This is a genomic window from Xylophilus sp. ASV27, from assembly GCF_016428875.1.
Taxonomy (GTDB): Bacteria; Pseudomonadota; Gammaproteobacteria; order Burkholderiales; family Burkholderiaceae_C; genus Xylophilus.
Genome location: NZ_JAELTO010000165.1, coordinates 1 through 6,521, shown reverse-complemented (window position 1 = coordinate 6,521; position 6,521 = coordinate 1). Strand labels below are relative to the sequence as shown.

At 70.5% G+C, this 6,521-nt stretch carries 6 protein-coding genes; 2 read left to right on the top strand and 4 right to left on the bottom strand.

Annotation, left to right across the window (positions count from 1 at the left end):
• Nucleotides 1–169: 169 nt before the first annotated feature.
• Nucleotides 170–1,558: an aminopeptidase P N-terminal domain-containing protein gene (locus JHD63_RS21335; protein WP_198972809.1), complete on the bottom strand. Its 1,389-nt coding sequence runs from the start codon at nt 1,556–1,558 to the stop codon at nt 170–172.
• Complete coding sequence (locus tag JHD63_RS21330) at nt 1,555–2,316, bottom strand: nucleotidyltransferase family protein (RefSeq protein ID WP_198972808.1); 762 nt, start codon at nt 2,314–2,316, stop codon at nt 1,555–1,557. The genes JHD63_RS21335 and JHD63_RS21330 overlap by 4 nt, the downstream gene beginning before the upstream one ends.
• A gap of 156 nt (nt 2,317–2,472) precedes the next feature.
• Between JHD63_RS21330 and tkt the strand changes: the two genes are divergently transcribed.
• Both tkt and gap read left to right on the top strand, forming a co-directional pair.
• On the top strand, nt 2,473–4,521 hold the full coding sequence (tkt, locus tag JHD63_RS21325; RefSeq protein WP_198972807.1) for a transketolase: 2,049 nt from the start codon (nt 2,473–2,475) through the stop codon (nt 4,519–4,521).
• 61 nt (nt 4,522–4,582) lie between these two features.
• The gene (gap, locus tag JHD63_RS21320) at nt 4,583–5,584 is read left to right on the top strand and encodes a type I glyceraldehyde-3-phosphate dehydrogenase (RefSeq protein WP_198972806.1); all 1,002 of its coding nucleotides are present in this window, start codon (nt 4,583–4,585) and stop codon (nt 5,582–5,584) included.
• A 124-nt stretch (nt 5,585–5,708) separates the two neighbouring features.
• Here gap and JHD63_RS21315 read toward each other — a convergent pair whose 3' ends face one another.
• Nucleotides 5,709–6,026, bottom strand: a complete 318-nt coding sequence (locus tag JHD63_RS21315; RefSeq protein ID WP_198972805.1) for a hypothetical protein — start codon at nt 6,024–6,026, stop codon at nt 5,709–5,711.
• Nucleotides 6,027–6,058: 32 nt separating this feature from the next.
• Nucleotides 6,059–6,521, bottom strand: a 463-nt coding sequence (locus tag JHD63_RS21310; RefSeq protein WP_198972804.1) for a DUF2076 family protein, incomplete at its 5' end; no start/stop codon positions are given.

Below are 6,521 nucleotides of genomic sequence, written 5' to 3'. Positions count from 1 at the left end.
ACGGCCTGATGGCCGAAAAACAGGCCCGCAAGGGCCCAAAGACCGCGGCACGGCTGGACTTGTTTGCAAATTGGCTCTATCAGGCCGCCTCAGCACATCTCAAAGCGCATTGCGCAGAGCTTCCCTAACGGTGCGAAACCGGTGTGGGCCGGCCATGCCCAGCGCGCGGTCAGGGGCGCATCAATGCCTCGATCTCATCCGCCTCCACCGGCACGCCGCGCGTGACCAGTTCGCAGCCCTCTTCGGTGACGATGGCGTCGTCCTCGATGCGGATGCCGATGTTCCAGAACCGCTCGGGCACGCCCTCGGCCGGGCGCACGTACAGGCCCGGCTCGATGGTGGTGACCATGCCCGGGCGCAGGATGCGGCTGGGACGGTCCTGGACGATCTCGCCGGACAGCGGGTCGCGCCGCTCGCGCGCCTGGCCGGCCTCGCTCGGCTCCACGTAGCTGCCGCAGTCGTGCACGTCCATGCCCAGCCAGTGGCCGGTGCGGTGCATGTAGAAGGGGAAGTAGGCGCGCTGCTCGATCACGTCCTGCGCGCTGCCGACCTTGGCCGCGTCGAGCAGGCCCAGGTCCAGCAGGCCCTGCGCCAGCACGCGCACCGTGGCCTCGTGCGGGTCGTTGAAGCGGCTGCCGGCCCGGGTCACCGCCACGGCCGCGTTCTGGCTGGCCAGCACCAGTTCGTAGAGCGCGCGCTGCGGGCCGGTGAAGCGGCCATCGGCCGGGAAGCTGCGGGTGATGTCGCCGGCATAGCCCTCGTATTCGCAGCCGGCGTCGATCAGCACCAGCTCGCCGGCCCGCACCGGCGCAGCGTCGGCGCGATAGTGCAGCACGCAGGCATTGGCGCCGGCGGCGACGATCGAGGTATAGGCCGGGAACTGCGCGCCGTGGCGGCGGAATTCATGCAGCAGCTCGGCTTCGAGGTGGTACTCGCGCACGTCCTCGCCGGCGCGCAGCAGGCGTGCGCAGGCCTGCATGGCGCGCACGTGGGCCTGGGCGCTGATCTGGCCGGCGCGGCGCAGCAGGGCCAGCTCGTGCGCGTCCTTCACCAGACGCATCTCGTCGAGCGGGCCGCACAGGTCGCGCTGCTGCTCGGGGCACAGCGCGCCCAGGCGCACGCGCGCGCGGACCTTGGCCAGCCAGCCGTCGATGCGCGTCTCCAGCCCGGCGTGGGTGGCGAACGGGTACCAGACCGCGCCGCGGTTCTCCAGCAGGCGCGGCAGGCGGCTGTCCAGCTCGGCGACCGACACCGCCTCGTCCACGCCCAGCGCCTGCGGCGCGGCGTCGGGGCCCAGGCGGTAGCCGTCCCAGATCTCGCGCTCCAGGTCCTTGGGCGCGCAGAACAGCGTGCTGCGGCCTTCGCCGGTCAGCACCAGCCAGGCGTTGGGTTCGGTAAAGCCGGTCAGGTAGTAGAAGTAGCTGTCGTGCCGGTACGGAAAGTCGCTGTCGCGGTTGCGGCTGCGCTCGGGCGCGGTGGGGACGATGGCGATGCCGTCGGTGCCCAGCGCGGCGGCCAGGCGCGCGCGGCGCGCGGCATAGAGGGAGGTGTCGGTCATGGCGTGTGGTGGAGCGAGGCGAGTCGTTCGGGCGTGCCCACGTCGGTCCAGCGACCGGTGTAGAGCGCCGCACTGATGCGGCCATTGTCCATGGCCGCGCGCAGCAGCGGCGCCAGCGGCCGGGCAATCCCCTGCGGGTTGCCGGGCAGGATGTCGCACCAGGGCGGCTCGAACAGCTCGCGCCGGTACAGCGCGATGGTGGAGAAGGTGTAGCGCGGGGCCGCGGGGTCGGCCACCCGGTTCAGCGCCAGGCCGTCCGCGCCCAGGCCGAAGTCGCCCTGCGGGCGGTGCGCCGGGTTGGGCACCAGCCACAGGTGCGCCAGCCGGCCGCTGGCGGCGAAGCGCTCGCGCTCGGCCGCGGCGAAGGGGAAGTCGGGCGCGTGCACGTCGCCCGCGGCCACCCAGAACACGTCGTCGAGCAGCGGCTGCGCGCGCACGATGCCGCCCAGGGTCTCCAGTGCGTAGCCGAAGTCCTGCTGCTCGCGTGAGTATGAAATTGATAGCGACAGACCCAGGTCTAACCTGGGCTGCAAGCCAAAATGGCTCTCGATCTGCTCCCCGAGCCAGCCGGTATTGACCGCGACGTGACGCACGCCGCCGGCGGCCAGCGCCTCCAGCGTCCACTGCATCAGCGGCTTGCCGCGCACCGGCAGCAGCGGCTTGGGGCAATGGTCGGTCAGCGGCCGCATGCGCTCGCCGCGGCCCGCGGCCAGGACCAGCGCGCCCGCCGGCAGGGAAGGGAAAGGAGAGGAGGCCATGGATGCGGATTATCCGAATCGGGGCGTGCCTGGGCCACCGGAACCATGCGCGCGGCGCAGCGGGGGTGATCGCCTGGAATGCGTCCGGCGAAGGCCCCGGTAAAATCGCGGACTTTGCTAGACAACTGCCGCGCCTGCCGCGCGCCGCCCCACCTCATGGCCAACTCTCAACACATGGCGAATGCGATCCGCGCACTCGCAATGGACGCCGTCCAACAAGCCAATTCCGGCCACCCCGGCGCCCCGATGGGCATGGCCGACATGGCGGTGGCGCTGTGGGGCCGCCACCTCAAGCACAACCCGGCCAACCCGCACTGGGCCGACCGCGACCGCTTCGTGCTGTCCAACGGCCACGGCTCCATGCTGCTGTACGCGGTGCTGCACCTGAGCGGCTATGACCTGCCGATCGGCGAGCTGAAGAATTTCCGCCAGCTGCACAGCAAGACCCCGGGCCACCCGGAAGTGGGCTACACGCCGGGCGTGGAGACCACCACCGGCCCGCTGGGCCAGGGCATCACCAACGCGGTCGGCTTCGCGCTGGCCGAGAAGCTGCTGGCCCGGGAATTCAACCGTGCCGGGCACGCCATCGTCGACCACCACACCTACGTGTTCCTGGGCGACGGCTGCCTGATGGAGGGCATCAGCCACGAGGCCGTGGGGCTGGCCGGCGCGTGGAAGCTGGGCAAGCTGATCGCGCTGTACGACGACAACGGCATCTCCATCGACGGCCAGGTCGCGCCCTGGTTCGTGGACGACACGCCGGCGCGTTTCCGCGCCTGCGGCTGGAACGTGATCGGCCCGGTCGACGGCCATGACGCCGAAGCGGTGGCCGCCGCGCTGACCAGCGCCAAAACCTCGCACGACAAGCCCACGCTGATCGTCTGCAAGACCGCCATCGGCAAGGGCTCGCCCAACCGCGCCGGCACCTCCAAGGCGCATGGCGAGCCGCTGGGCGCGGAGGAAATCGCGCTGACCCGCGGCGTGCTCGACTGGCCCCATGCGCCGTTCGAGGTGCCGGCCGAAGTCTACGCCGCCTGGGACGCCAAGGACGCCGGCGCCCAGGCCGAGGCCGCCTGGAACGAGCGCTTTGCCGCCTACGCCGGCGCCTACCCCGAGCTGGCCGCCGAGTTCACGCGCCGCATGGCCGGCGACCTGCCCAGGCACTTCGCCCAGACCGCCGTGGACGCCGTGATCGCCGCCCACACCAAGGCCGAGACCGTGGCCAGCCGCAAGGCCAGCCAGATCGCGCTCGAAGCCTTCACCGCCGCGCTGCCCGAGCTGCTCGGCGGCAGCGCCGACCTGACCGGCTCCAACCTGACCAACACCCGGAGCACGCCGGCGCTGCGCTTCGATGACCAGGGCGAGGTGGTGCAGGCCGAATCCGCGGTCGGCACGCTGGTCGGCGGCCGCCACATCAACTACGGCGTGCGCGAGTTCGGCATGGCCGCCATCATGAACGGCATCGCGCTGCATGGCGGCTTCATTCCCTACGGCGGCACCTTCCTGACCTTCAGCGACTACAGCCGCAACGCGATCCGCATGGCCGCGCTGATGAAGCTGCGCGTGATCCACGTGTTCACCCACGACTCGATCGGCCTGGGCGAGGACGGCCCGACGCACCAGTCGATCGAGCACGCCGCCAGCCTGCGCCTGATCCCCAACCTGGACGTCTGGCGCCCCGCCGACACGGCCGAGACGGCCGTGGCCTGGGCCGTCGCGCTCGAGAACAAGCACCGCCCGAGCGCCCTGCTGCTGTCGCGCCAGAACCTGCCCTATGCGCCCAAGGACGACCTGGGCGAGATCAGCCGTGGCGCCTACGTGCTGCGCGAGCCCCGGGCCATCGGCCTGAAGAAGAAGGCCCAGGCCGTGATCCTGGCCACCGGCTCGGAAGTGCAGCTCGCGCTCCGGGCGCAGGAGCTGCTGGCGCAGCAGAAGATCGCCGTGCGCGTGGTCTCGGTGCCCAGCACCACCGTGTTCGACCGCCAGGACCTGGCCTACAAGACGTCGGTGCTGCCCGCCGGCCTGCCGCGCGTGGCGGTGGAAATGGGCGCCACCGACGGCTGGTGGAAGTACGGCTGCGACGCCGTGGTCGGCATCGACCACTACGGCGAGTCGGCCCCGGCCAACGTGCTGTTCAAGGAATTCGGTTTCACGCCCGAGAACGTTGCCGACACCGTGCGCAAGGTGCTGGGCAAGAAGAAGTAGCAGGCCGCGCCGCCCCCGCGCGGCGCGCCCACAGGTTTCACATCCAGGAGCAAAAACGGCAATGACCCTCAAGATCGGCATCAACGGCTTCGGCCGCATCGGACGCAACGTTCTCCGCTCGGCGGTGCAGAACTTCAGCGACATCGAAGTCGTCGGCATCAACGACCTGCTCGAGCCCGACTACCTCGCCTACATGCTCCAGTACGACAGCGTGCATGGCCGCTTCAAGGGCACCGTGGCGGTCGAGGGCAGCACCCTGATCGTCAACGGCAAGAAGATCCGCCTCACGCAGGAACGCGATCCGGCCAACCTCAAGTGGAACGAGGTCGGCGCCGACGTCGTCATCGAATCCACCGGCCTGTTCCTCGACAAGGCCTCGGCCGGCAAGCACATCGCCGCCGGCGCCAGGAAGGTGATCATCTCCGCGCCCTCCAAGGACGACACCCCGATGTTCGTCTTCGGCGTCAACTGCAAGACCTACGCCGGCCAGGACATCATCTCCAACGCGAGCTGCACCACCAACTGCCTCGCGCCCATCGCCAAGGTGCTCCACGACAAGTGGGGCATCAAGCGCGGCCTCATGACCACCGTGCACGCCGCCACCGCCACGCAGAAGACCGTGGATGGCCCTTCGAACAAGGACTGGCGCGGCGGCCGCGGCATCCTCGAGAACATCATCCCCAGCAGCACCGGCGCCGCCAAGGCCGTGGGCGTGGTCATCCCCGAACTCAACAAGAAGCTCACCGGCATGTCCTTCCGCGTGCCCACCTCCGACGTCTCGGTGGTGGACCTGACGGTGGAGCTCAACACCGAAGCCAGCTACGAGGAGATCAAGGCCGAGATGAAGGCCCAGTCCGAAGGCGCGCTCAAGGGCATCCTCGGCTACACCGAAGACAAGGTCGTCGCCACCGACTTCCGCGGCGACACCCGCACCAGCATCTTCGACGCCGACGCCGGCATTGCCCTGGACAAGACCTTCATCAAGGTGGTGTCCTGGTATGACAACGAATGGGGCTATTCCAACAAGTGCCTGGAGATGGTGCGCGTGGTGTCGGCGAAGTAATTCGCGCCGGCCGCGCCCAGCCAGCAGAAACGCGCCCGAGGGCGCGTTTTTTCATGGTGCGGGCGTTCGGGCGCATCCACCGGCGAGGGCAGCCATCTCGCCGCAGGCCGTCATGTGCGGCGGGTCAGGGCGCGTCGGCGGCCTCGGGCGGCCAGTCCAGCAGTTCCGCGAGCCGGCGGGTGACCCAGCCGGCTTCGGCCTCGGACAGCCCCGCCTCGGGCGTGGCCAGCACGCGGCGGTAGCCCGCCAGCGTCTCGCGCTGCAGGCGCAGGCCATCCTCGCGGCTGACCTGTGTCTGCGGCAGCAGGTGCTGGGCGAGGTCTTCACAGAGCTCGTAGCGCGCCTGCACCTGCGGCAGCGGCGCGCTCAGGCGCTGGCGCGCGTCGGTGTACAGCGCGTGGAAGGAGGGCGGCAGCGCAAGCTGGTTCTCGTCGTAGGACATGGGGCCTTTCAGGGGCGGCGCGGGCCGGGACGTCAGATCAGATTGTCGCCGTCGTCGTCCAGCAGGCCGCTGGCGTCGCTGCCGTCGCGGCTGCCATCGTCGTCCAGGAAGAAGCCGTCATTGGTGGTGATGTTCTGCACCACGCTCTCCTTTGGCAGCAGCGCGCCGCCGAACATGCCGGCGTTGCTGCCCTCCAGCAGGCCGCTGCCGGTGCCGGCATGGCGGCCCAGCAGGTTCTCCAGGCCGTTGAACAGGAACATGCCGCCGGCCACGCCGGCGGCGGTGCTCGCCGCCTGGCCGAGAAAGCCGGGGCCGGCGGCCGGCGCCGCCGCCGGCGCTCCGAACAGCCGGTCGCGCCAACCGCCGGGCGCCACGGGGGCGGCTGGCGCGGCGCCAGGCAGCGGCACGTAGGCCTGCGACTGTCTCTTATACACATCTAAAAGGGGGGGGGGGGGGGGGGGGGGGGGGGGGGGGGGGGGGGGGGGGGGGGGGGGG